This is a genomic window from Dyella japonica DSM 16301, assembly GCF_001010355.1.
GTDB lineage: Bacteria > Pseudomonadota > Gammaproteobacteria > Xanthomonadales > Rhodanobacteraceae > Dyella > Dyella japonica.
Map to the genome: position 1 here is coordinate 17,882 of NZ_JPLA01000014.1, position 24,794 is coordinate 42,675.

A 24,794-nucleotide genomic window follows, 5' to 3' on the forward strand; every position below is an offset into this window, starting at 1 on the left:
GCGGCCTGAGCTTACGCTGACCATCCTGGCCCATTTCGATTGAGACAAAAGCGCTGCGTGGTTAAGCTTCCAATGCTTTTCGGCCTCGTGTGAGGCAGCCACGGGGATCGTTTTGAGCGCGAGTACAACCAACCACGACAGCAAGCACCCCCTGCTCGCAGCCATCCTGCTTGCCCTGATCGTGGCGGCCATGAACATCGGCCTCTGGTGGTGGAGCAACCTGCCGCACGGTCCGGAAGACTGGAAAGGCCCGATCGGTGGCTTTGCCCTGTCCGCTTTCCAGCGCTACCAGAATCCGCTGAAGAACGATTTCCCCTCGGACGAGGAGATCGACAGCGACCTGAAGCTGCTCAAGCGTTACACGCCGCGCATCCGCACCTATTCGACGCTGCAGAATCCGCAGGTCTATCGCCTGGCGGAGAAGGACGGTCTGCAGGTCATGGCCGGTGCGTGGATCGACCGCCGTCTGGACAACAACGAAAACGAAGTGGAGACGCTGATCGCGCAGGCGCGTCGCTATCCCAATTCGATCAACCGCGTGATCGTGGGCAACGAGGTGCTGTTCCGCAACGATATTCCGCCGGAACAGCTGATGGCCTACGCCGATCGCGTGCGTGCGGCGATCCATCAGCCGGTGTCCATTGCTGAGCCCTGGCATATCTGGGCCAAGTATCCGGAGCTGGTCGAGCACGTCGACTTCATCACGGTGCATTTGTTTCCGTACTGGAACGGCATCGATCGCAGCGCCGGCGTAAACGATGCGCTGGAGAGCTATGCGGCGCTCAAGCGCCTGTACCCCAACAAGCCGATCGTGATCGGCGAAATCGGCTGGCCGTCGAACGGCGATCGCTACAAGTACGCCGACCCGTCGGTGTCCAACGAAGCGATCTTCCTGCGCACCTGGTTCAACGAAGCGAAGAAACGCAACATCGACTACTACGTGATGGAAGCGTTCGACCAGCCCTGGAAGGAAGCGCTATCGGGCCGCACCGAAGCGTACTGGGGCATGTTCAACGCCGATCGCCAGCCCAAGTTCCCGTTCACCGGCCCGGTGACCGAGGACACCGCGTGGCCGTGGAAGGCGCTCGGCGCCAGCCTGCTCGCGCTGATTCCGATGATCTGGTTTGCGCGCCGCTACAGCCGCTTCAAGTTGACCGGCCGGTTCTTCTTCTGCGCGCTGATCCAGCTGGCCTGCGGCCTGGTCACCTGGTCGGCCACGCTGCCGTTCAATTTCTACCTGAGCTGGATCGACTGGACCATGCTGGTGCTGCTGTTCCCGGCCCAGATCGCCATCCTCGCCATCCTGCTGATCAACGGTTTCGAGTTCACTGAAGTGCTGTGGCGCCGCGGCTGGGTGCGTCATGCCGGTCTGCTGCCGCCCGATCCGGTGGAGAAGCAGCCGTTCGTGTCGATCCACCTGGCCTGCTACAACGAGCCGCCGGAAATGGTCTTCGTCACGCTCGATTCGCTGGCTGAGCTGAAGTACGAGAACTACGAAGTCCTGGTGATCGACAACAACACCAAGGACCCGGCGATCTGGAAGCCGGTGCAGGAATACTGCGAGAAGCTGGGCAGCAAGTTCCGCTTCTTCCATCTGGAACCCTGGCCGGGCTTCAAGGCTGGCGCGCTGAATTTCGGCCTGAAGGAAACCGATCCGCGTGCGGACGTGGTGGCAGTGATCGACGCCGACTACGTGGTGCGCGAAGACTGGCTGGCCTCGCTCACCGGTTATTTCCACGATCCGAAGGTGGCCGTGGTGCAGTGCCCGCAGGCGCATCGCGACTTCGAGCACAACCGCTTCCGCCGCATGACCGCTTGGGAATACGACGGCTTCTTCCGCATCGGCATGCACCATCGCAACGAGCGCAACGCCATCATCCAGCACGGCACCATGACCATGGTGCGCCGCTCGGCGCTGGAAGGCACCGGCGGCTGGTCCGAGTGGACCATCTGCGAAGACGCGGAGCTGGGCCTGCGCCTGATGCATGCCGGCTACGAGCTGGTCTACGTCGACGAACTGATGGGCAAGGGCCTCACGCCGGCGGACTTCAAGGCATACAAGAGCCAGCGCTACCGCTGGGCCTTCGGCGCCATGCAGATCCTCAAGGGCCGCTGGAACTGGATGACCCAGAAGGGCCCGCTCAGCGCCGGCCAGCGCTTCCACTTCCTCACCGGCTGGTTTAGCTGGTTTGCCGATGCGCTGCACCTGATCTTCACCATGATGGCGATCTTCTGGACCGCGGGCATGGTGGCCTTCCCCACCATCTTCAACTTGCCGATGCAGTTGTTCCTGATCCCGGTGATCGGCTTCTTCTTCGCCAAGGCGATCTTCGGCATCGTGCTGTACCGCGTGCGTGTGCCGTGCAGCTGGTACGACACCTTGATGGCGTCGCTGGCCAGCATGAGCCTGTCGCACGCCATCGCGCGCGGCATCCTGCATGGCCTGACGCGCGAGAAGACCTCGTTCGTGGTGACCGCCAAGAGCCGCCGCCTGGGCGGCAGCAACTTCGCCGCGTTCGCACCGGTGCGCGAGGAATTCCTCATGGCCATCGCGCTGGTCGGCTGCATCGTCGGCATGGGCCTGCGCTTTGGCACGCACTACGTCGAAGGCACCTTGTGGATGTTCATCCTCGCCGCGCAAGCGATTCCGTACGTTTCGGCGGTGATCGGGGCATGGATTGCGCACAAGGCCGGTGACAAGGCGGGCTGAAAACCAGAGCTTTCGCGACATTCCATTCACCGGCATCGGCCGGCTGATCGGCTAAGCTTGGGCTGCATGCGTTTGATGACGCATGCGGCCCATCTTTTTTCCAGGACGGAAACCGGGAGCGCATGCGCCGACTGCGACGCCTCATGCTATTGCCGCTGTTGCTGGCCCCATGGCTGGCGCATGCAGGTGTGCAGCTGGTGGTGGATGGCGTGGAGGATCCGCTGAAGCTGGCGGTGAGTTCGGGCGTCGATCTTTCGCAGTACGCCACTCGCGACGTGACCGAGGCGCAGGTGCGCCGTCTGTACGAGCAATCGCTGGACCAGGCCAAGGCGGCGCTGGAGCCGTATGGCTACTACGAGGCCAGGGTGCAGGGGCAGCTCGATCCGGTGGGCACGGACTGGCGCGTGACGCTGCATGTCACGCCCGGGTCGCCGGTGACTGTCACTGGCGTTGATCTCAGGCTCGATGCCACCGCGGCCAAGATCCCGGCGATCCGGCGCGCACAGCGGGCCATCGAGAACCTCAAGGGCCAGACGCTGAACCACGGCGAATACGACTCCGCGCGCGATGCGCTGAGCGGCGCGCTCACCGCCAACGGCTTTCTCGACGCGCGACTGACCACGCATCGGGTGGACGTCAATCGCGGCGAGCGCAGCGCGGTCATCCATCTGGCCTGGGAGGCGGGCCAGCGTTACAAGTTTGGCGAGGTCCATTTCGAAGGCTCGCAGTTCAAGGAAGGCTTCCTGCAGCGCTACGTACCGTTCAAGTCGGGCGAGTACTTTGCGCAGGACAAGCTGCTGCAGCTGCAGCAGGCGCTCAATGGCGCGGATTATTTCTCGGTCGTGAACGTGCTGCCCGACGTGGACGACAAGAAGAACGGCGTGGTCGACGTGAAGGTGGAGCTGGCGCCGGCCAAGCGCACGGTCTACACCGGCGGTCCCTTCATCGGCACGGACACGGGCTTTGGCGTGCGTGCAGGCATGGAGCGGCGCTGGGTGAACGCCAGCGGCCACAAGTGGAAGAACGAGCTGATCCTCGCGCAGAATCTCAAGACGCTGTCGACGCTGTACACGGTGCCCCTGCCCGGCCCCAACCAGCGCAGCTTCAATTACGGCGCGACCTATCGCGACTCCAATACCGATACGTCCAAATCCAAGACGCTGGAGCTGGTGGCGAACGAGACGCGCGAGTGGCACGGATGGCTGCGCACCATCGGCATCCATGCGCTGGACGGTACCTTCACCGTGGGCCAGAAACCCGGCGAAGCGGACAACGTGGAGGGGCTGGAACACGGTCAGAGCAACCTGTTCTATCCGGAAGTGTCGCTGTCGCGCAAATCGGGTGACAACCCCATCTTCGTGCGCAATGGCTGGTCGCTGGTGTTGACGGCGCGTACCACGGTGGGCTCGCTGTTGTCCGATGCGAGCTTCAGCCAGGTCACTGCCGACGGCAAATGGATCACCTCGTTCTGGGGCAACAACCGCTTCATCGTGCGCGGCTCGGCCGGCGCGACCTGGACCAACAATTTCGACGACCTGCCACCGCAGCTGCGCTTCTTCGCCGGCGGCGACCGTTCCGTGCGCGGCTACAGCTACCAGAGCATTGGTCCCAAGAATTCCTTCGGCCGCGTGATTGGCGGCGAGAATCTGCTGGTCGGCAGCACCGAGGTGGAGCACTACTTCACGCGTCAATGGGGCATGGCCGCGTTCGTCGATGCGGGCAACGCGTTCACCGGCACGGATTACCGGCCCAAGATCGGCGCCGGCCTGGGCGTTCGCTGGCTCTCTCCGGTGGGTATGATCCGGGTGGACCTGGGCACGCCGGTGCACAACCCCGATGAGCATGGCGTGGAACTGCACGTCGTGATCGGCCCGGATCTGTGAGCAGCGATGTGATGACTGAGACAACCGCCTCCGCTCCCGCGCCTCGTCCACGCCGCCACTGGCTGCGCTGGACGCTGCTGTCGGTGCTCGCGTTGCTGCTGGTGCTGCTTGCCTTCATCGCATGGCTGGTCGGCACGGCCCCGGGCCTGCGCTTTGCCTTGGCTCGCGCGGAAGGCTTCACCGATGGCCAGCTCACGGTGCAGTCGGCGAATGGTCGCTTGGTTGGTCCGCTCGATCTTGCCGGCCTGCGCTATGCCGACGGCAAGGGACTGGACGTGAAGGTCGCCAAGGCTCACTTGGATCTGCGCATACCTGCCCTGTTTCGCGAGCGGCTGCACGTGCTCGATCTCAACGCCGACGGCGTCGAAGTGGCGCTGCCGCCCAGCGAACCCGAATCGCCCGAGAGCGAAAGCAGCTTCTCGTGGAAGCCGCCCTTCGACATGTTGCTCGACCGTGCGCACGTCGGTTCGGTAAAGATCACGCAGGCCGGACAGCCGGTGTTCGCCTCCGATTCGCTCGACGTCGCGGGCAGCTGGACGGCCAACCGCGGCATCGAACTTCGCCAGCTCGCGCTGCGCGCGCCGGAAGGCCATGCGGATCTCACTGGCAACCTTGTCGTTGGCAGCAAATACCAGGGCGACAGCAAGGCGAGTTTTGCGTGGACGGTGAGCGGCACCGAATACGCCGGTGAACTGATCGCAAGCGGCGACGGCAAGCAGGCGCACGCCGATCTGCAACTCACCCGGCCCACGGCCGTGCGACTGCAATTGGCGCTGGCGCAAGGTGGCGATTATGCGTGGACGGCGACGCTCGATGCGCCGCGCTTCGATCCCAAGCCGCTGCTCGGCGAGAGTTCACTCACCGGACTCTCCGTGGCCGTCACCGGCAAAGGCGATCGCCGCAGCGGTACCCTCACCGGCCAGCTGGGCCTCAACGACTACCACCTGCAGCTGCAGCCGCTGAGCGCGCGCTTCAGCAACGACCTCAACACCTTGACCATCGAACAGCTCGGCATCGCCTCGCCGCAGTTCAAGGGTGGCGTCGGCGTTCACGGCGTCGTGCAGCTGGCGGCCAAGCCGCTGGCGGCGGATCTCACGGTCGAGTGGAAGGACGTGGTGCTGCCCGAGCAGATGGCTGGCCAGACGCTGCTGAGCCACGGCAGTCTCGTTGCCAAAGGCACGACGGAACAATTCCACGCCGAGAGCACGCTCGCCATCGGTCCGGCAGGCAAGCTGGCCGATGTCACGCTGGCCCTCGACGGCACCCAGCAGCTCATCAACCTGCATTCGCTCACGGTCAAGCAGGCGCAGGGCGATCTGCAGGCCAAAGGGACGCTGAGCCTGCAACCTACCCTCGGCTGGCAACTGGAAGCCATCGCGCACAAATTCGATCCAGGCCATCTGCTCGCGCAGTGGAACGGCTCGCTGGATTTCGACATCGCCTCGCAAGGTTCGCTGCCGCAGGACCATCCCGACGTCACGCTAGAAATCAGGAAATTCGACGGCCGCCTGCGCGATCGTACGGTGCACGGCGACGGCAAGCTGCACCTGCCGCCCGAAGGCGTGATCGACGGCAAGCTGCACCTGATCTCCGGCGGCAGCGATGCACAGATCGACGCGAAGCCGGGCAACACCAACGACATCACGATCAAACTTGCCGTCGCCTCGTTGGGCGACTGGCTGCCCGAGTCTGCCGGGCGTCTCCAGGGCACCATCCAGGTGCGCGGCAAGCATCCCAGGCTCGCGGTCGAGGCCAATCTGCAAGGCAGCGCACTGAGCTACGCGGGCCAACAGGTCAACAGCTTGAGGCTGGTCGCCAACGTGCCCGACATCAGCCATCCGGGCGGCAAGCTCGATCTGCAGACCAGTGGCGTGAATGCAGGCGGCCTGGCATTCACCCAGGTCAATGTGCGCGGCGATGGTACGGCCGAACGACACAGCCTCACGCTCACCGCGCACGGTTCGCCGCTGTCGACGGAGCTGGCGCTCAGCGGCAGCCTCAAGGGCTCAGCCTGGAGCGGCATGCTGTCCACGCTCAACCTAGATGTTGCCGGCCTGCCGCGCTGGCGACTGCAGCAGTCGACGTCGCTTTCGTATAACGATGGCGCGCTCAATCTCTCCGAACTTTGCCTCACTGCAGGCGAACCGCTGTTGTGTGCCGCCGCCAGACAGGACAAGGCCGGCAACCTCGACGCCAGCTATCGCCTGCATGGCCTGCCGATCGCGTTGATCATGAGCGCGGTAAGCACCAGCAAGCAGCCGATGCGCGTGGAAGGCACGCTGGAGGGCAGCGGCAGTCTGCGTCGCAATACGGCCGGCGCCTTGAGCGGCAACGCGTCGATCAACTCGCCGCGCGGCTCCGTGGCCTATGCCGATCGCGCCGACCAGCCGCTGGTGACGTACGACAACCTCGCGCTAACCGCACAGCTCAGCCCCTCCAGCCAGCAACTCGTGCTGCATGCGGGGCTCACCAACAACGGGCGTATCGATGGCCAGGTGAATATCACCGGCGCACAGCAAGCGCTCAGCGGCCATGTCGGCATTCACGTCAGCAATCTGAAGCTGCTGGAAATCTTCACCACCGAGGTGGTCAATCCCAAGGGCGCCATGAATGGCGACTTCAACCTGGCCGGTACGCTGGAACAGCCGGCCATCAGCGGACAAGCCAACCTCACCGATTTCTCGGCGGAAATTCCCGGCATGGGCCTCAAGCTCAACCAGGGACGCATCGCCATCGGCACCACCGATGCGCGGCATTTCCGCATCGACGGCACCCTGCATTCGGGCGACGGCAGCGTCGTGCTCGCGGGCACGTCAGCACTCGGCGCCGATGCGCAAAGCGTGCTGACGGTGAAGGGCAACAACTTCAAGGCGATCGACATTCCCGCCGCGAAAGTGGCGATTTCGCCCGATCTGGCCGTGCGCCACGACGACAAGGGCCTGGACATCACCGGCAGCGTGACGCTGGACAGCGCCGACGTGAATCTCGACAAGTTGCCCGGCGCAGGCGCCACCAAGGCATCGCCCGACGTGGTCGTGGTGGATGAGAAGCAGCAGGAGGAAGCGGCCAGCCAGATGCCGATATCCGCCACCGTCACGGTGAACCTGGGCAAGAAGGCACACCTCGTCGGCATGGGTCTGGATGGCACGTTGCGCGGCCAGCTCGTGGTCAGCGAGCGCCCCGGACGCGCCACCACCGGCCAGGGTCAGATCGACGTGGCAGGCACGTACAAAGCCTACGGCCAGAACCTGCAGATTGATCGCGGCCAGCTGCTGTTTGCGAGCACGCCCATCGACAATCCAGGCCTCAATATCCGCGCCGTCCGCAAACTCAATCCCAATGCCACCATCGACGACGGCCAGCAGGTGGGCCTCAATATCGCGGGCACCGCGCAGCGGCCGGTGCTCACGGTGTTCTCGCAGCCGCCGATGGAACAGTCCGATGCCCTCTCCTACCTGATCACCGGCAAGCCGCTATCTCAGGTGAAGGGCGGTGAAGGCAATATGGTGGGTGCGGCCGCGCAAGCCCTGGGCTCAGCCACGGGCAATCTGCTGGCCAAGAGCATCGGCTCGCGCCTGGGCGTGGACGATATCGGCGTCAGCAGCAACGACGCACTCAATGGCGGGTCCGCCTTCACCGTGGGCAAGTACCTCTCGCCGCGCCTGTACATCAGCTACGGCGTGGGCCTGTTCGATCCGGGCCAGGTGATCACCCTGCGTTACCACTTCAACAGCCGCTGGAATTTCGAGGCGCAGAGCGCAACCGACTTCAACCGCGCCTCGTTGAACTACCGCATCGAGCGCTGACCCAAGCGGATGCCGCCGGCTATCAGCGGCGATATCGCACGTACAGCCGCTTGAGCAGATACAGCAGATGGCCCGCCAAGCCCTTGTCCTGCGCCTGCAACAGGCTGGAGTTCTCTCGATAGAGCTCGCGCAACTGCGCGTCGCGCTGCGCCACCAACTGCTTCATCACCGAAACGTCCGTTTCGGTCAAGGTGTGGCCTGCCTGCAGGTGCGACGGCAACTGTCCATTGACGTAGTGCGTCGTATGGCGCCCTGCGGTTTCCGCAGACGGTCGATCCGCACTGTAGAAATACAGGGCAATCGATTTGCGGCTCATGCTTCGCTTTTCTTCGGGCAGGCAGATCGCATCGAAACCGTGCCAGCTGTGCTCGTTGGTTTCGAAGATCACGCAGCGATTGAACAGTGGCGCAACGCGGACCGCAGGCGAGGGATCCGCATAGGGGTCGCGATACAGATCAAACATGCCGCCCCATGCATCATCCCACTCGTGATTGAGATACACGATCAGGTTAAGCCGGCGGTGCCAGCGCTCGCTGGGATGGTAGTTGAAATCGATGTGCGCCTTGAGGCCCTGCCCGTGACGGTTTTCGTGCGTGCCGCCGCCCAGGTAGAACGGGTCGTAGAGCAGGCCATCGATCCCGGTGATGGTGCCGATGACATCGAGAAATTGCCTTGTCTGGATGACCTCATCCAGATCCCGGTAGGCGTCTCCAAGGCCACGGATGCGATCCAGCGTGGATTTGCCACCGGGCCGACCGTCATCGCCAATGTAGTTGCCCTTTTCAAAGTCGGGGAATTGGCGCAGCAATGCTTCTGCGAACGCCGGGGACAGAAAGTCATCGATGATCACATGGCGAAACGGTGCTGCGCCTGCAAACTGAGCACGCCATTCCTGCGTGCGTTCAAGCGCTTGCGGACTGACGATGGATCCGGTGTTGGCCATGGATAACCCTCCCTGGTTGCTGCATAGGCCCCCGACGGGACCGAAAACGACAAGGCTACCGTATCCTTCGCAACATTTTGAGCGTCGCCGGCGGGTTTCTAGGCCATAGGTCATGCCCAGCATGGTGGCGGTTGGGACTATCGTTACGGTTTTCCCGCTCAGGAGACCGCTCATGCGGCAGCTTCGTTGGATTTTCACGGCCGCAGCGATGGCCACCACCTGCGCCATGGCGGCCACCGCGACCCCGCCTGCCCCGGCTCACACCGCCGCCCGCGGCGCCAGCGGCATCGACCTGGCCGGCATCGACCACAGCGTGTTGCCGGGCAACGATTTCGACAACTACGCCAATGGCAGTTGGAAGAAGACCGCCGAGATTCCCGCGGATCGCTCCAGTACCGGCATCTTCCTGGAGGTGTTCCAGAAGACCGAGAAGCGCAATGCCGAGCTGATCCAGAACGCCGGCAACAGCAAGCCGGCCGCCGGCAGCAATGCGCGCAAGATCGCCGATTACTACGCCGCGTTCATGGATGAGGCCGGTATCGAAAAACGTGGCCTGGAGCCGCTGCAGCCCCAGCTGCAGCAGATCGACGCGATCCAGAGCAAGGCCGACCTCGCCCGCGTGCTGGGCGATGGCCTGCGCGCCGACGTGGATCCGGTGAACGCCACCAACTTCCAGACCGAGCACCTGTTCGGCCTGTTCGTCTCGCATGGCCTGCAGGACGCTACGCGCAATATTCCGTATCTGCTGCAGGGCGGCCTGGGCATGCCCACGCGCGACTACTACCTGTCCGACGACAAGGCGATGGTGGAGACGCGCGGCAAGTATCAGGCGTATGTCGCCGCATTGCTGAAGCAGGCGAACATCGCCGATGCCGACGCCAAGGCCAAGGCTATCCTCGAGCTGGAAACCAAGATCGCCAAGGCACAGGTCGACATGGTCGACAGCCAGGACATCCACAAGGCCAATAACCCGTGGGCAATGGACGCGTTTGCCAAGAACGCGCCGGGCCTGGACTGGAACGCCTACTTCAAGGCCGCCGGCCTCGATCAGCAGAAGACCGTCGACGTGTGGCAGGTGCCGGCGATCAAGGCGCTGTCCGCGCTGACCGCCAGCGAGCCGCTGCAGACCTGGAAGGACTACCTCACCTTCCACGCCATCAATCAAAGCGCCTCGCTGCTGCCCAAGGCCTATGCCGACCTGAGCTTCGGCTTCTACGGCCAGACCCTGTCCGGCACGCCCAAGCAGCGTGATCGCTGGAAGCGCGGCGTGGCCAGCACCAATGTCGCGCTCGGCGATGCGGTGGGCCAGATCTACGTGAAGGAATACTTCCCCGCCTCGTCCAAGCAGCAGGTCGAGCAGATGGTGAAGAACATCCTCGCGGCGTTCGACGAGCGTGTCGATCATCTCGACTGGATGACGCCGGCGACGCGCGCCAAAGCCAAGGCCAAGATCGCCAGCATCCGCGTGAGCGTGGGTTATCCGGAACACTGGCGCGACTACGCCAAGCTCGATATTCGCGCTGACGACGCACTGGGCAACAAGCAGCGCGCCGAGAAGTACGAGTACGAACATCAGCTGGCCAAGCTGGGCCAGCCGGTGGATCGCGGCGAGTGGTGGATGACGCCGCAAACGGTGAACGCGGTGAATCTGCCGTTGCAGAATGCGCTGAACTTCCCGGCGGCGATTCTCGAAGCGCCGTTCTTCGATCCGAAGGCGGACGCTGCCGCCAACTACGGCTCCATCGGCGCCGTGATCGGTCACGAGATCAGCCACAGCTTCGACAACCTCGGTGCCGAGTTCGACGCGCAAGGCAATCTTGCCAACTGGTGGACGCCGGAAGATCAGGCGCACTTCAAGGCCGCGGGCCAGAAACTGGTCGAGCAGTACAACGCCTATGAAGCACTGCCGGGCCTGCATGTGAACGGCCAGCAGACGCTGGGCGAAAACATTGCCGACGTGTCCGGCCTCACCATTGCCTATGTGGCGTATCACAAGTCGCTCGGCGGCAAGCCGGCGCCGGTGGTCGATGGGCTTAGCGGCGATCAGCGCTTCTTCCTGGCCTTTGGCCAGAGCTGGCGCGAGAAGATCCGCGATGCCGCTATGCGCCAGCGCGTGATCGGCAACGAGCATGCGCCGGGGCGCTTCCGTGCGCAGACCGTGCGTAATCTCGATGGCTGGTACGACGCCTTCCAGCCCAAGGCGGGCGAGACGCTGTACCTGGCGCCGGCCGATCGCGTGAAGATCTGGTAACGCATCTGCTGCGATAAAGCGAAGGCCACGTCTTGCGAAAGACGTGGCCTTTTCGTTTAGGTGACCCGCACTGCCGCTGCACGCGGCGTCAGCAAGGCCAGCACGATGGCCGCGATAAATAGCGCCGGCACGTCACCGAGCAAATGCCCCATGTGCATGGGATGCATGAACGCCTGCACCGCCATGATAGCGCGTCACGTAGACGCCCATGTCGAGGGTTGCTTGGGCATATGGCTTGGCGTGGCGAGAGCAAAGGCGCTGGATTCCGGCTTTCGCCGGAATGACGAAGAGGGGGAACAAGGCCCCGGAGGCGTAGGTCATCCGCTCCGACAGCTAGGCGCGCACGTCCATCTCCCCTCACCGTCATTCCGGCAAAAGCCGGAATCCAGCGCCTTTGTCTCTCAGAGCGTTCGCGTCATAAACACGCTGAAAGAATCGTCCACGTAATCGCCAAATGGCCCACAGAGCGTGAAGCCGAAGCGCGCATACAACCGTCGTGCGGGCTCGAACGCTGCAGGCGAACCGGTTTCGAGGCTCAGGCGGCGATAGCCACGGCGCGCCGCCTCCTCGAGGATGTACCTAAGCACAAACGCCGCCACGCCCTTGCGTCGATGGCGGCTGGATGTGCGCATCGATTTGATCTCGGCATGCTCGTCGTCAAGCTTGCGAATGGCGCCGCAACCCACCAACTCAGCGCCTTCCCACACGGTCCAGAACGTGATCTGTGGCGTACGCAGTCTGCCCAGGTCGAGCGCATGGATGCTTTCGGGTGGCGACCATTTCGCCATGTCGTCGAGGTGTTCCTGCAGCAAGGCGGCGATCTCCGGGCCACGCAGGTCATCGACGCGGATATCGAACGTCATCGCCAGGGCGTCCTCAGTGAACGCCCAGGCCTTCGATGCCGATGATGTCATGGGCATCGAAACCAGCCATCTCGGCAAAGTGCCGCCCGCGGTCGGCGTAATCGTGGAACTGGTCGAAGCTGGGCGCGCCAGGAGAAAGCAGGATGGTGCCGCCGGCAGGGGTCAGTGCCCGTGCGCGTTGCACCGCATCGGCCAGCCCTGACGCCTCTTCCACGGCGATACCCGCATCACGCAAGGCCTGCGCGATGCGCGGGCCGTTGGCGCCCTGGGCGACGATGGCGTGCGGTGCATGCGTTTTCGCAGCAACCACGAAATCATGCCAGTCCAGGCCGCGATCGTGGCCACCCACGATGACCGTGACCGCGCGACCTTCCAGACTGCTCAGCGCCGCCAGCGTGGCCTGCGGGGTGGTGCTGATGGAATCGTTGATCCAGTGGAAACCGTCGTGCTCGCCCAGCGGCTGCAAACGATGCGGCAAGGGCCTGAAGGTGGCGAGCGACGGCGCCGCCTTCAGCGCGTCAAAGCCCATGCTTTCCAGCGCGGCGAGCGCGGCGCAGGCGTTGAGTGCATTGTGTTCGCCCGGAGCGCGCAGGTTCGCGATCTCGAACACCGCTTCGGTACCGTGGCGAATGAAGCCACCGGCGACGTGCCACCCTTTCGCATGGCCAAACACGATGCGGTGCGGATGTTGCGCGGTGCGTTCCAGCAGCGATGGCTGGGTGGCGTTGACCAGCAGCTGCTGCGTCACATCGGCAAGCTTGAGCTTGTCTTCGATGTAGCGCTCGCGCGAACCATGCCAGTCGAGATGTTCCTCGTAAAGGCTGGTGATGACGCCGAGTTCGACAGGCCCTGCTTCTCCTGTCTGAAAGCTGGAAAGCTCGATGGCCCAGAGTTCGGCCGATGCATCGAGCAGCTCAAGCAACGGTATGCCGATATTGCCTGCCAGCGCGGTGCGCACGCCAAGACTGCGCGCCAGATGCGCGAGCAAGGCGGTGGTGGTGCTTTTGCCTTTGGTGCCGGTGATGGCAACGACACGCGCCTTGGGCATCTCGGCAAACCATAGCGCCGTGCCCGACGTCACGCGGATACCCGCTACGCGTGCGGCCAGCAGCGCAGGCTTGTACGCCGAGATGCCCGGCGACTTCACCACGACATCGAACACAGCCAGCGCGGTGGCATCCGGCTCCTGGCCGTGCACCGTCAGCGTGGCGTCGAATGCCTTGGCCGCGGCGACTTCCGCATCGCTGCAGAACAAGGTGAGCGCCAGTTCGGGCAAACGCGCGCGGATGGCTGCAATCGCCGCCTTGCCTTCCCGGCCAAAACCCCAGATCGCCACCCGCTTGTCGGCAAGGTCGGCGATGCGCAGCGGCGGCAACGTGGTCACGCGAAGAAGGCCAGCGCCGGCAGGAGACGCTCGGGAATGCGCTGCTCGTCGGACGGCTGCAGCCAGGGTTCCAGCGCCAGCTCGCTCACGTCCAGCTGCGGCAGGATCTCGCGGATGAAGCGCGCGACCAGGGCGTCTTCCTGCCACTCCGAACGCTGGCTCAGCGCAAGCATGGCCGCGCGTGCTTCAGCACCCTCGCCCACGCACTCGAACGGCTTGTGATCCTGGTATTCCAGCAGCGCATCGAAGCCCGGCGCGAGGTTTTCATCGTCCAGCAGGTTGCGCCCAAAGATGGACAGCAGGCGTGGCTTGGGCAGGAACGGCGCCAGCGCCAGGAACACGAAATGGCACTTCGGGCACTGGCCGCACCAGCGATCGGCCGGCTTGGGACCGAGGATCTTGAAGTTGCGGTTGCAGCTGGAAAACACGTCGAAATACGGCGTGAGTTTGGCGAACGCGCGCGTCACCGCCAGCTCGGAATACGGACGCAGCAGCGAGCAATAGTCGAGATCGGCGGCCACGTGCTGGTGCAACCAGTCGCCGAGCAGCTGCTCGAACGCATAGCCCTTGCTCCACTGATGATTCACCTGCTGGCCGTCGTACTCCAACGTGGCAGCCGAGGCGGAGCGCTCGTTGGCAAAGGCGATGCTGTCGAAGCCATAGAGGATGGCAGCGACGGCGAGGATCGCGGAGTTCACCGCCGTCACCGGGATATGGCCGTTCCACGCACCCAGGCGATTGAGCTCGAACAGACCCGGCGCCAGTTCGCGCTGGATGTTGAGCATGGGCAGGCCGGTGCGTTCAGCGCACGCGGCGATCAAGGGCGAATTGCCGACCCACACCGCCGTGGCATCGCCGCCTATGGAATTGATCGCTTCCACGGCGACCAGCGAGTCCTTGCCGCCGCCGATCGGCACCAGCGTGCGATGGGGCAGTCCCAGCGCCTTCGCTTCAGGCTGCTTGGCACCGCCGCGGGGAAAGTTGATGCGACCGCGCAGATCCAAGCCGTTGCGGTAGGCGAACTCGGCCAGTCCATGCAGATAGAGCGCATCGAGCAGGTCCGCCGTACTGTCGTCCAGCGTGCCACCCGCGACCTCGATGCGCGGCGGTACGCCGGCCTTGTAGTAGCTGACGCCCGCGATGAGATGCAGCATCTTCAACGCCTGGTCGAAGGCGGCCTGGTGACTCGCCGGGATGGCCGGCGCATTCGGAAAGCGCACACGCTCGACCAGTTCGTCGCCGTGGTCGAACGCATACACCAGCTCGGCCACGCCGTCGGCATAGCTGCAGCGCACGTAGCGGAATACCTGGGTCAGGCGAGGATTGATGTTGGTGGTCACGCCTCAGTCTCCATTGCATGCTCCCTCTCCCCTCCGGGGAGAGGGTTGGGGTGAGGGGTCGGGGCTGGCCAAAGCCTCGAGAATGACCTCAAGCACGCTTTCAGTGTTCGTCAGTACGTCATTGTTCCAGAAACGCAGCACGCGGTAGCCCTGTTCTTCGAGCTTTCGTGTTCGCGCTTCGTCATAAATCAGCTGATCGCCATGTTGACCGCCGTCCAGTTCCAGAACCAGGCCAGCATCCGGACAGACAAAATCGACGACATACAGCCCAATCTCGTTCTGACGGCGGAATTTCCAGCCTTGCAGGCGGCGATTTCGCAAGTGATGCCAGAGCAACTGCTCGGCGTCTGTCTGACCGACGCGCAGGCTGCGTGCTCTATCTACATTCAAACGCTTCATCCGTGAGCGTCCCTGGTTGTTACCTTGCCGCGAGCACCCGCCCCTCACCCCGGCCCTCTCCCCGGAGGGGAGAGGGAGGAGTGTGGGACTGAGGCCTTAGTCGAGGATCACTTCCTCCGCCTCATCCCGCAGGTTGTACGGCGAGGACATCACCTTGCCATACGCGCCGGCCTGGGCCACCAGCACCACGTCGCCTTCCTGCGGCTCGGGCAGGCGGCGGTCGGTGCCGAGCACGTCGCCGCTCTCGCAGATCGGGCCGACCACCTGGAACAAGGCCGTGGCCGGCTCGTCCAACCGCGTGAGGTTGACGATCTCGTGCCAGGCCTCGTACAGCGCCGGACGGATCAGGCTGTTCATGCCGGTGTCCACGCCCAGATAGCGGATCTGGCCATGGCCCTTGCCCTTGGTCTGCGTAACCTTGGTGATCAGCACGCCCGCATCGGCCACCAGATAACGACCCGGTTCCATCCACAGCTTGTAGTGCGGATAGGCGGCCTTCACTTCGCGCAGCACCTTGTCGAGTGCGGCGATGTCCAGGCGCGCCTCACCGGGATGGGACGGCACGCCAAGGCCGCCGCCGATATCCAGGAAGGTCACGCTGCCGATACGCTCGGCCAGGCTGGCCAGCTGGCCATACACCTCACCCCAGTGACTGTCGTCGAGGATGCCCGAGCCCAGATGCGCATGCAGGCCGCGCACAATCACGCCATGCGCGTCGGCCAAGCGAAGGAAGGCATCGAGCTGTTCCACCGGCAAGCCGAACTTGCTGCCGCTGCCGCCGGTACGCACCTTCTCGTGATGCCCCAGGCCGCGGCCCAGATCCAGCCGCAGCACCACTTCGCGACCGCGGAACAGCTCGCCCCAGCTTTCCAGCTGATACAGCGAATCCAGCGACAGCGTGGCGCGCGTGGTCAGTGCCCACTCGTAGTCCTCGCGAGGCGCAAAGTTAGGCGTGAACAGCAGCGGCGCACTTTCCGGCACCACCGCCATCACCGCCTTCAGTTCACCCGGCGATACACATTCGAAGCCGAAACCCTCTTCGGCCAGTGCCTTGAGGATGGTCGGATGCGTATTGGCTTTCACTGCGTAATGCAGGCGATCCACCGCCGCCAGCGTCTTCAGCTCGCGCGCCTGCTGGCGCACCGTGGGCAAGTGGTAGACATAACGCGGCGTGGCGCCCGCGCCGATCTTCAGCAGATCCGCGCGACGCTCTTCGCGCCACCACGAAGCCGCCGGCGGAAGCACTTCGCCCGTTCCATACAACGCCTGCCAGCTTGGACCGAACAAGGCGCTGTCGTCGGTGCGCAGGGCGCCCGCGGTGATCAGCAGTTCGTGCAGATGCGGCAGCAGTTCGTCGACGACGTTTTCGTCCACCACGAAGGTGAGGTTCAAGTTGTTGGACGACTGCGAAATCATGTGCACGCGCAGCTGGCCGAACTCCGCCAGCACGCTGGACAGCGTGTGCAGCATCGAACGCATGCCGCGACCCACCAGGGTGATCGCCGCACACGGCGCAATCACCTTCACGCGGCAGACCTTGGCCAGATCGCTGGCCAGGGCGGCGAGCGCATCGGAATCGAGCAGATTTTCCGTGGGGTCCAGCGACACCGTGACGTTCGTCTCGGCCGAACCGATCATGTCCACCGACAGGCCGTGCTGCTTGAACTGCGCAAACACGTCGGCAAGAAAGCCGACCTGCTGCCACATGCCGACCGACTCCATCGACACCAGGGTGATGCCCTTGCGTGCGCTGATGGCCTTGACGCTGGGAGCATGCTCGCGCACTTCCGGACCGATCAGCGTGCCTTCCAGTTCGGGACGATTGGTGTCCTTGATCAGCAAGGGCACGCGCGGCTCGCGCAACGGCGAGAGGCAACGCGGGTGCAGCACCTTGGCGCCGGTGGAGGCGATTTCCTGGGCTTCTTCGTAATCCAGGCGCTGCAGCAGGCGTGCGCTGGGCACCTGGCGCGGATTGGCGGTGAACATGCCCGCCACGTCGGTCCAGATTTCCACGCGCTGCGCTTTCAACAAGGCACCGAAGTACGACGCCGAGGTATCCGAACCACCGCGACCGAGCAGCACCGTCCGGCCCTGCGCTTCACGCGCAATAAAGCCCTGCGTGATGAAGACTTCGCCCAGCGCGGCCAGCCGCGCGTTCAAGGCCGGATCGGGCTTGGTCTCGACCATCGCCGACAGCAGCTTGGTGCGCTCGTTCTGGTTGGGCAGGGCAATCGCCGCCAGGCAGTCACGCGCATCGACCCACTGCGTATCCAGGCCGCTGTGGCTGAGGAACGCCGATCCCAATGCGCTGGACATCAGCTCGCCGTGCGCCTGCACGCGCGCCGACCAGGCCAGCTCGCCCAACAGCGACGGGCCGTCGTCGGCCAGCTGCGCGAGTTCGGCGAGTCGCTCGCCCAGGGTGTCCGGAACCGCCAGCTGCATGTGATCGAGCAGGTCGTAGTGACGCTGTGCGATCGCCTTGGCAGCCTCGATGCGTTTGCCCTTGTCTTCCTGTGCGCACAGTTGTTTGAGTGCGTCGGTGATGCCGGAGAGTGCCGAAACGACAACCAGCACGCGTGCGCCTTCGGCGCGACGGCTGGCTACCAGCTCCAGAATGTTCTGCCAGCGCGGCAGGGTGGCGACACTGGTGCCGCCAAACTTCATCACGATCCAGGGAGCGTCGTTGGTGAGCGACGCGGGGCTTTGCGGGTTCACGGTTACCTTCGGTTGTGGTGGGGAAAACAATCTGGTGAGTGTTGCGCCGCAGCAGGAGGAATGCAACCTCGGAGCGGCGTAGCCATTTGGATGGCTAAATGCGGAAAAGTGCGGGATGCCTCTGTCAGCCCCCTCTCCCCTGCGGGGAGAGGGTTGGGGTGAGGGGCCAACCTGGCCTCGGTTTCCAACGAAACGAAAAGCTCGCTCTAGACATGTCCGAGCGAGCACCCGCCCCTCATCCCGGCCTTCTCCCCGGCGGGGAGAAGGAGAAGTGTTGTTCTTACGCGACCACCACCGGAATCTTGCCAATCCGCCCCTGCCATTCCTTCGGCCCCGTCTGATGCACGGACGTACCGGCGGAATCCACGGCCACGGTCACAGGCATGTCCTCAACGGTGAACTCGTAAATCGCTTCCATGCCCAGATCGGCAAAACCGACCACACGCGAAGCCTTGATCGCCTTGGACACGAGATAAGCGGCGCCACCCACGGCCATCAGATACACCGACTGGTGCTGCTTGATCGCCTCGATCGCCGCCGGGCCACGCTCGGCCTTGCCGACCATGCCCAGCAGGCCGGTCTGCGCCAGCACCTGCTCGGTGAACTTGTCCATGCGGGTGGCCGTGGTCGGGCCCGCGGGGCCCACCACTTCGTCGCGCACCGGATCAACCGGGCCCACGTAGTAAATGAAACGGTTCTTGAAATCGACCGGCAGCGGCTCGCCCTTGTTGAGCATGTCGACCATGCGCTTGTGCGCGGCGTCGCGGCCGGTGAGCAGCTTGCCGTTGAGCAGCAGCACCTCGCCCGGCTTCCAACCGGCGACGTCTTCGCGGGTGACCGTGTCCAGGTTCACGCGACGACCTTTGCTCGAGTCGTAGGTGAGCTTGGGCCAGTCTTCCAGCGACGGCGGATCGAGCGCGACCGGGCCCGAGCCATCCAGCGTGAAGTGCGCATGGCGCGTGGCGGCGCAGTTCGGGATCAGCGCCACCGGCAGATTCGCCGCGTGGGTCGGGTAATCCTTGATCTTGATGTCGAGCACGGTGGTGAGGCCACCCAGACCCTGTGCGCCGATGCCCAGCGCATTGACCTTCTCGTACAGCTCGACGCGCAGTTCCTCGATGCGGTTCTGCGGGCCGCGGGCAATCAGCTCCTGGATGTCGATGTGCTCCATCAACGATTCCTTGGCCAGCAGCATCGCCTTCTCTGCCGTACCACCGATGCCAATACCCAGCATGCCCGGCGGGCACCAGCCGGCGCCCATGGTCGGCACGGTCTTGAGCACCCAGTCCACAATGGAATCGGACGGGTTGAGCATGGCGAACTTGGATTTGGCCTCCGAACCACCGCCCTTGGCCGCCACGATCACCTCGACGGTGTCCCCCTGCACGATGGAGACGTTGATCACCGCCGGCGTGTTGTCCTTGGTGTTGCTGCGTTTGCCGGCCGGATCGGCAAGCACGCTGGCGCGCAATTTGTTGTCGGGATCGTTATAGGCGCGGCGCACGCCCTCGTTGACCATGTCCTCGAGCGACATGGTGGCGTCCCAGCGCACGTTCATGCCCACCTTCAGGAACACCGTGACGATGCCGGTGTCCTGGCACAGCGGGCGATGGCCTTCGGCAGCCATGCGCGAGTTGATCAGGATCTGCGCCATCGCGTCTTTCGCGGCCGGCGACTCCTCGCGCTCATAGGCAGCGGCGAGGTTCTTGATGTAGTCGACGGGGTGGTAGTAACTGATGTACTGCAGGGCGTCGGCGACGGACTGGATCAAATCGTCTTGCTTGATGGTGGTCATGGCGGCTGCTTCGACTCCGGGGGATCAGGGCGTCGAAAACGGGGATGTCCACGACGCACAACCCTCCCATTGTGCCGCAAAAGGCTCGCCGGCCCCAAAGAGACGGCCGCTTGCGCGGCCGTCGAAGGTCAGAAGCGAAATTCGGCCGAGACCGAATAAGCGTTCACATGACCGAAATTATCGCCCAGGCTGTAGTAGTCGTAACCCGCGCCAACGCTGAACGACCGGGTCAGGTCATAACCCGCGCCCAGCCCGAAGTAGGGACGGGAATTGGTTTGGCTGCTGCTCCCCTGCTCGCCATTGGGGCCAAACTTGAAGGTCGTTCTGGCCACAAACCAGCCGCCCCGTGCCGAGACGTACCACGGCGAATCGAAGTGGTATTTGAGATTGCCGCCGAGCAGCCAGCCGCGCGCCGAGCCGGTCTCGCGATATCCGGCCTGGGCAGGCTGCCCATTGATAGCCGTGTACGTGTAGGTGCCACTGCGCACGAATTGACCGAGGTCGGCGTAGCCCGCCTCCACGCCGTAGTCGACCTTGCCTCGCCAGGCATAGCCGAAACGGAGGGCGCCATAGGTATCGCTGTTGTCCTTGTGCATGGCGCCCCAGCTCGGCGCACTGAAATTGGACTGTCCGATATTTCCGTTGACGAAGAACTGCCCGTCCTGGGCCAATGCATTGCTTGCAGCCGCACTTAAAACCATGGCCAGCACGGCCACGCCGACGTTTCTCATGGATAACTTCCTTGCTGTGAGGTGTACTCGCCCGAAGGCTCCCTGCAAGCGCGAATCGTTGGGTCTCCGCGCCGCTGCGACGAAAGACCTCGCTCTCCAGAGCAGGTTCCCAGTCGCGCTGAGACGAACCATCTCTTCGTTCAGGCAATCCGTTCAGCGCTGCAAGCCGCTCCGTGGTTGCGCGAGTTTCGCGGGAGCGCGCGGCGGAATCAGAACCTGTACTGGACGGAAGCCGAGTAAGACTTCACATGGGACGAGGGTTCGCGGAACCCGGGTAAGGACAGCAGCGAACCGAGGTCGTAGTAGTCGTAGTTCAGGCCTGCTCGCCAATGCGGCGAAATGATGTAGCCCAAACCGACGCCGTAATACGTCTGCGTGCCGGTATTGAACGAATCCTGATAGTGGGTAAAACCCGATGCCGGCACTGAAGCCCAGGGGTATCCAGAGGTAAGCGCCCACCAGCCACTCTCTTGGTTGACACGGGGCCGAAACCAACCGCCGCGCCCCATCACATACCAGGACTGGCCTATCACGTATTCCAGCCGGCCTCCGAGCAGCCAGCCGTTTGCGGCCGTCGAATTGCGCACGTAGTCCGATCCGGTGATATGGACGTAGTCGTACCGATTCACCTCCTGGCCCAGATCGACGTAGCCCAGCTCCACGCCGTAATCCACGAATCCGTGCCAGAGATACCCGGCACGGATCGAGCTTGCCCAGTCGGTCTTGTCACTGTCGTACTGCCCGTTCCAAAGAGCGTAACTGGAGCGCCCGATGCCGCCATCGACGAAGAACTGTCCGCCCTGCGCCATGGCGGGAGACGAGGCCACGGCAACGAGCAGTGCGGCGGCAAAGGCATATTTACTCATGGGATGGCGTCCTGGACTGTTCAAATCTGGTCATGGTTGCGCGGCAGGCGCGGCGCACCTGCCAAAGAGTTCGGAGTGAATCGCACACTGAGCCGAAGCTCGATCTTCGTTGGACCGTCAAACCCTGACAGCCATCGGGGATCGATGCTTAGAAGCGAAATTCCGCCGTAACCGAATACGCATTCACATGACCGTAGTCGCTTCCGTAGTCGTAGTAGTCATAGCCGATGCCAACGCTCCAGGATTGGGAGACGTTGTAGCCTGCTCCCACGCCAACATATCCGTTGGTCGACGTGTCCGAACCGCGACTATGGGAATACGTCGTACTGGCGAGGGGGTAATTGACGGGCGTATAGGTGGTGTCAAATTCGCTGTCGATTTTCGCGCGAAACCACCCTGCATGACCGGACACGTACCACGATCCGATGTTGTATTTCAGGTTGCCACCCAGGAGCCCGCCTTTCGCGGAAAACCGATTGCGGTAATCGACGCGCTCGATCAAGAGAACCCCTCTGACCAGAGAGGTATAGCTTCCGCTTGCTGACGTCTTACCCAGATCGGCGTAACCAGCTTCCACGCCATACTCAAGCAGGCCGCTGTGCCAGGCATAGCCCAGTCGCAGCGCGCCTTGCGTGTCGGTCTTGTCCTGATCGCCGATGTAGGTGTTATTGAAGTGGGATTGCCCAAGACTTCCGGCGACGAAGAACTGCCCGTCCATCGCAGCAGCGGACGTCGAAATCGTTGCAAGCGCCATGGCCGCAGCGGCGGCCGGTCCAAACTTTTTCATGAAGCTTCCTTGCTCTGGCGGGGAACGCAAGTAGATGCGTAGTCGACGCACAAGTTACTGGCTGCCTAGCCCTAAGACCATCAGCGTTTAGCGACCCGGTTCGCACTAATACGTAGTCCAAACGATATAGACGTAATTTATTGCGAATCCGGATGAGGCGTGACGCGGGTTTCGTAACTTCATGCGACATGGCAGGCACTTCACCCGGTGGCATCGCAGGCGTACGTTCAGAGCCCCAGCGCGAGTTTGACTCCAGGGGGCGGGCTGGGATTTGGGGAAAGCGCACATCCGTTTTACGGCCTCGCTGAAGGGCGCGGCGGCGCGCAGGGGCGTCGTCGATGCGCAGCGTCGGCTGTATCTACCCTGGAGAAACAACATGCTCTCGACGTTGCATCGCAAGTCGCTCGCGGTCTCCCTCGGCCTTCTGCTCTTCGGTGGCGCTACCTCGGTAGCGATGGCCGCCGGCAGTTCGTCACCGGCCGATCTCGGCCCAAGCAACACCAGCCAGAAAGTGAACGTTACGCTCGTACTGGGCCTTCGAAACCAGGCGGCACTGGAAAGTCTCGTTTACAGCACGGTGACCCAGGGTAATCCCTCATACCACCGCTTCCTCACCACCGATCAGTTTGCCGATCGCTTCGGCGCCTCGGCCAGCGACATCGCCAAGGTGCAGGCCTTCGTCAAGCAGCAGGGACTCACGCAAGTGGAACTGCTGCCCAATCACCTTGCCATCAAGGTGAGCGGCACGGTCGGCCAGTTCAATAAAGCCTTCCAGACGTCCATCCATGATTACCAGAGTGCGGACGGCACGACCTTCCATCGACCGAGCAGCCAGCCCACCCTGCCCTCGTCACTGTCGGGCACCTTGATCGTTGCTTCGGGCCTCAGCACGGAAGCACGTTATCGCTCGCATCGCGTATCGGCCTTCGAGCCCGTGGCACCGGCCTCCGCATCGACGATGAGCCCGGCAGCCAGAACGGCCGCGGCTGCAGCGCCCGCCGCACCGCCCTGCACCGGCAACCCCACTGCCACCTGCACGCCCGGTGAGTTCACCGTGGGCGATGTGGCCAATCGCTACAACATCAATCCGCTGTACAAGGCGGGCGTGAACGGCAAGGGCTCGACCATCGGCATCGCCACGCTGGCCGATTTCTTGCCGGCCGACGCCTATAGCTACTGGAGCGCCATCGGCTTGTCGGTCAAGCCCAACCGCATCACCCAGGTGCATGTGGATGGTGGCGGCCCACTGAGCGGCCCGGCCGGTTCCGGCGAAACGTCGCTGGATGTGGAGCAGTCCGGCGGCCTCGCGCCGTGGGCGGACATCATCGTCTATGACGCGCCCAATACCGACGCCGGCTTCTTCGACGTGTTCAACCAGGCGGTGTCCGACAATAAGGTCGACAGCCTGTCGGTGAGCTGGGGTTCACCGGAAATCCTCTACTTCCCGCAAACCGAAGGCGGCGTGGATTTCACCGATGAGCTGCGCGCTTTCCACCAGGTATTTCTGGAAGCCGCGGTGCAAGGCATCTCGATGTTCGCCACGTCGGGCGACTCCGGTGCGTATGACACCGTACGCGGCTTTGGCGGATCGCTGAGCGATCCGGTACCGCCGCCGCTGACGGCCGACGCCCCGGGATCCGATCCCTTCATCACCACGGCGGGCGGTACCACGGTGCCCTTCAGTTACAGCTTCCGCGGCGGTCCGGTCGAATCGATCACCAAGGAAGGTGTCTGGGGTTGGGATTACATCCAGACCTACTTCAAGAAGAACCTGGGCCTCAATGTCGGCGTGTTTTCGGTGGGCGGTGGCGGCGGCGTGAGTGTGTTCTGGCCGGTCCCGCTGTACCAGGCGTTCACGCCCGGCATCAAGAAGAGCGAAAAGAACCAGCGCTGGCTGTTCCCGGCGTTCGACATCGACTACACGCTGCCGGCCAACTTCAAGGGCCGCAATGAGCCGGACATCTCGCTCAACGCCGACCCGGAAACCGGCTACAGCCTGGTCTCCTCGCTGGATGGCCCGGGCCTGCTCACCGGCTCAGGCGGCACCAGCTTCGTCGCACCGCAGCTCAACGGCATCAGTGCGTTGCTCAAGCAGGCCACGCGCGGCCGCCAGGGCTTGTGGAACCCGCAGATCTATCCGCTGCAGAACATCTTCGGCTACGGCGCGTTCTCGCCGTTCAACGACATCAAGTCCGGAGACAACTGGTTTTACAAGGGCGTGGGCGGGTATGAACCCGGCGCCGGCATCGGCACGCTCAACGTGACCAACCTGGCGTTGTTCATGACGGTGTTCTAAGCACCAGCACCCGTTCGTCGATGAA

General features: G+C 63.6%; 16 protein-coding genes. 5 read left to right on the forward strand and 11 right to left on the reverse strand.

Going from position 1 to position 24,794, the window contains the following annotated elements:
- The first annotated feature begins 112 nt into the window (after nt 1-112).
- From Y882_RS06010 to Y882_RS06020, 3 genes are all read left to right on the forward strand, one after another.
- Nucleotides 113-2,710 carry a glycosyltransferase family 2 protein gene (locus Y882_RS06010; RefSeq protein ID WP_046970997.1) on the forward strand — a complete coding sequence of 866 codons (2,598 nt, stop codon included), beginning with the start codon at nt 113-115 and terminating at the stop codon, nt 2,708-2,710.
- A 122-nt stretch (nt 2,711-2,832) separates the two neighbouring features.
- Nucleotides 2,833-4,593: an autotransporter assembly complex protein TamA gene (locus tag Y882_RS06015; protein ID WP_046970998.1), complete on the forward strand. Its 1,761-nt coding sequence runs from the start codon at nt 2,833-2,835 to the stop codon at nt 4,591-4,593.
- Nucleotides 4,594-4,604: 11 nt separating this feature from the next.
- Entirely contained in the window at nt 4,605-8,399 is a 3,795-nt protein-coding gene (locus tag Y882_RS06020) for a translocation/assembly module TamB domain-containing protein (RefSeq protein WP_082120964.1), read from the forward strand.
- Nucleotides 8,400-8,421: 22 nt separating this feature from the next.
- On the opposite strand, the gene Y882_RS06025 is transcribed toward Y882_RS06020, so the two are convergent.
- A complete protein-coding gene (locus tag Y882_RS06025; protein WP_244466261.1) occupies nt 8,422-9,516 on the reverse strand; it encodes a 2OG-Fe(II) oxygenase in 1,095 nt (364 codons plus the stop codon).
- Between Y882_RS06025 and Y882_RS06030 the strand changes: the two genes are divergently transcribed.
- Entirely contained in the window at nt 9,515-11,593 is a 2,079-nt protein-coding gene (locus Y882_RS06030; RefSeq protein ID WP_046971000.1) for a M13 family metallopeptidase, read from the forward strand. The genes Y882_RS06025 and Y882_RS06030 overlap by 2 nt on opposite strands.
- Nucleotides 11,594-11,649: 56 nt before the next feature.
- Here Y882_RS06030 and Y882_RS20865 read toward each other — a convergent pair whose 3' ends face one another.
- The 10 genes from Y882_RS20865 to Y882_RS06080 form a co-directional block, all read right to left on the reverse strand.
- Nucleotides 11,650-11,778: a DUF6632 domain-containing protein gene (locus Y882_RS20865; protein ID WP_280136517.1), complete on the reverse strand. Its 129-nt coding sequence runs from the start codon at nt 11,776-11,778 to the stop codon at nt 11,650-11,652.
- 216 nt (nt 11,779-11,994) lie between these two features.
- Nucleotides 11,995-12,507: a GNAT family N-acetyltransferase gene (locus tag Y882_RS06040; protein WP_244466262.1), complete on the reverse strand. Its 513-nt coding sequence runs from the start codon at nt 12,505-12,507 to the stop codon at nt 11,995-11,997.
- Nucleotides 12,470-13,822 carry a UDP-N-acetylmuramoyl-L-alanine--D-glutamate ligase gene (gene murD, locus Y882_RS06045; protein WP_046971075.1) on the reverse strand — a complete coding sequence of 451 codons (1,353 nt, stop codon included), beginning with the start codon at nt 13,820-13,822 and terminating at the stop codon, nt 12,470-12,472. Before murD ends, Y882_RS06040 begins: the two co-directional genes overlap by 38 nt.
- Nucleotides 13,823-13,836: 14 nt before the next feature.
- Entirely contained in the window at nt 13,837-15,180 is a 1,344-nt protein-coding gene (murL, locus tag Y882_RS06050; protein WP_046971002.1) for a UDP-N-acetyl-alpha-D-muramoyl-L-alanyl-L-glutamate epimerase, read from the reverse strand.
- Between the two features lie 3 nt (nt 15,181-15,183).
- The gene (locus tag Y882_RS19155) at nt 15,184-15,579 is read right to left on the reverse strand and encodes an endonuclease domain-containing protein (protein ID WP_211259128.1); all 396 of its coding nucleotides are present in this window, start codon (nt 15,577-15,579) and stop codon (nt 15,184-15,186) included.
- Nucleotides 15,580-15,675: 96 nt separating this feature from the next.
- Nucleotides 15,676-18,294, reverse strand: a complete 2,619-nt coding sequence (locus Y882_RS06060; protein WP_280136518.1) for a bifunctional aspartate kinase/diaminopimelate decarboxylase — start codon at nt 18,292-18,294, stop codon at nt 15,676-15,678.
- A 280-nt stretch (nt 18,295-18,574) separates the two neighbouring features.
- Nucleotides 18,575-20,089 carry a fumarate hydratase gene (locus Y882_RS06065; RefSeq protein WP_046971005.1) on the reverse strand — a complete coding sequence of 505 codons (1,515 nt, stop codon included), beginning with the start codon at nt 20,087-20,089 and terminating at the stop codon, nt 18,575-18,577.
- Between the two features lie 128 nt (nt 20,090-20,217).
- Entirely contained in the window at nt 20,218-20,820 is a 603-nt protein-coding gene (locus tag Y882_RS06070) for an outer membrane protein (protein ID WP_046971006.1), read from the reverse strand.
- A gap of 209 nt (nt 20,821-21,029) precedes the next feature.
- Nucleotides 21,030-21,686 carry an outer membrane protein gene (locus Y882_RS06075; protein WP_046971007.1) on the reverse strand — a complete coding sequence of 219 codons (657 nt, stop codon included), beginning with the start codon at nt 21,684-21,686 and terminating at the stop codon, nt 21,030-21,032.
- Nucleotides 21,687-21,834: 148 nt separating this feature from the next.
- A complete protein-coding gene (locus tag Y882_RS06080) occupies nt 21,835-22,473 on the reverse strand; it encodes an outer membrane beta-barrel protein (RefSeq protein WP_046971008.1) in 639 nt (212 codons plus the stop codon).
- Nucleotides 22,474-22,849: 376 nt separating this feature from the next.
- Here Y882_RS06080 and Y882_RS06085 point away from each other — a divergent pair, with 376 nt between their 5' ends.
- Complete coding sequence (locus tag Y882_RS06085; RefSeq protein ID WP_046971009.1) at nt 22,850-24,769, forward strand: S53 family peptidase; 1,920 nt, start codon at nt 22,850-22,852, stop codon at nt 24,767-24,769.
- The last annotated feature ends 25 nt before the right edge of the window (nt 24,770-24,794 follow it).

Coding starts and splice junctions, on each gene's coding strand:
- Y882_RS06075 (WP_046971007.1), bottom strand. CDS start 21,686: ATGAGTAAATATGCCTTTGCCGCCGCACTGCTCGTTGCCGTGGCCTCG.
- Y882_RS06080 (WP_046971008.1), bottom strand. CDS start 22,473: ATGAAAAAGTTTGGACCGGCCGCCGCTGCGGCCATGGCGCTTGCAACG.
- Y882_RS06070 (WP_046971006.1), bottom strand. CDS start 20,820: ATGAGAAACGTCGGCGTGGCCGTGCTGGCCATGGTTTTAAGTGCGGCT.
- Y882_RS20865 (WP_280136517.1), bottom strand. CDS start 11,778: ATGGCGGTGCAGGCGTTCATGCATCCCATGCACATGGGGCATTTGCTC.
- Y882_RS06065 (WP_046971005.1), bottom strand. CDS start 20,089: ATGACCACCATCAAGCAAGACGATTTGATCCAGTCCGTCGCCGACGCC.
- Y882_RS06025 (WP_244466261.1), bottom strand. CDS start 9,516: ATGAGCGGTCTCCTGAGCGGGAAAACCGTAACGATAGTCCCAACCGCC.
- Y882_RS06020 (WP_082120964.1), top strand. CDS start 4,605: ATGACTGAGACAACCGCCTCCGCTCCCGCGCCTCGTCCACGCCGCCAC.
- Y882_RS06015 (WP_046970998.1), top strand. CDS start 2,833: ATGCGCCGACTGCGACGCCTCATGCTATTGCCGCTGTTGCTGGCCCCA.
- Y882_RS06040 (WP_244466262.1), bottom strand. CDS start 12,507: ATGACATCATCGGCATCGAAGGCCTGGGCGTTCACTGAGGACGCCCTG.
- Y882_RS06085 (WP_046971009.1), top strand. CDS start 22,850: ATGCTCTCGACGTTGCATCGCAAGTCGCTCGCGGTCTCCCTCGGCCTT.
- Y882_RS06030 (WP_046971000.1), top strand. CDS start 9,515: ATGCGGCAGCTTCGTTGGATTTTCACGGCCGCAGCGATGGCCACCACC.
- Y882_RS19155 (WP_211259128.1), bottom strand. CDS start 15,579: ATGAAGCGTTTGAATGTAGATAGAGCACGCAGCCTGCGCGTCGGTCAG.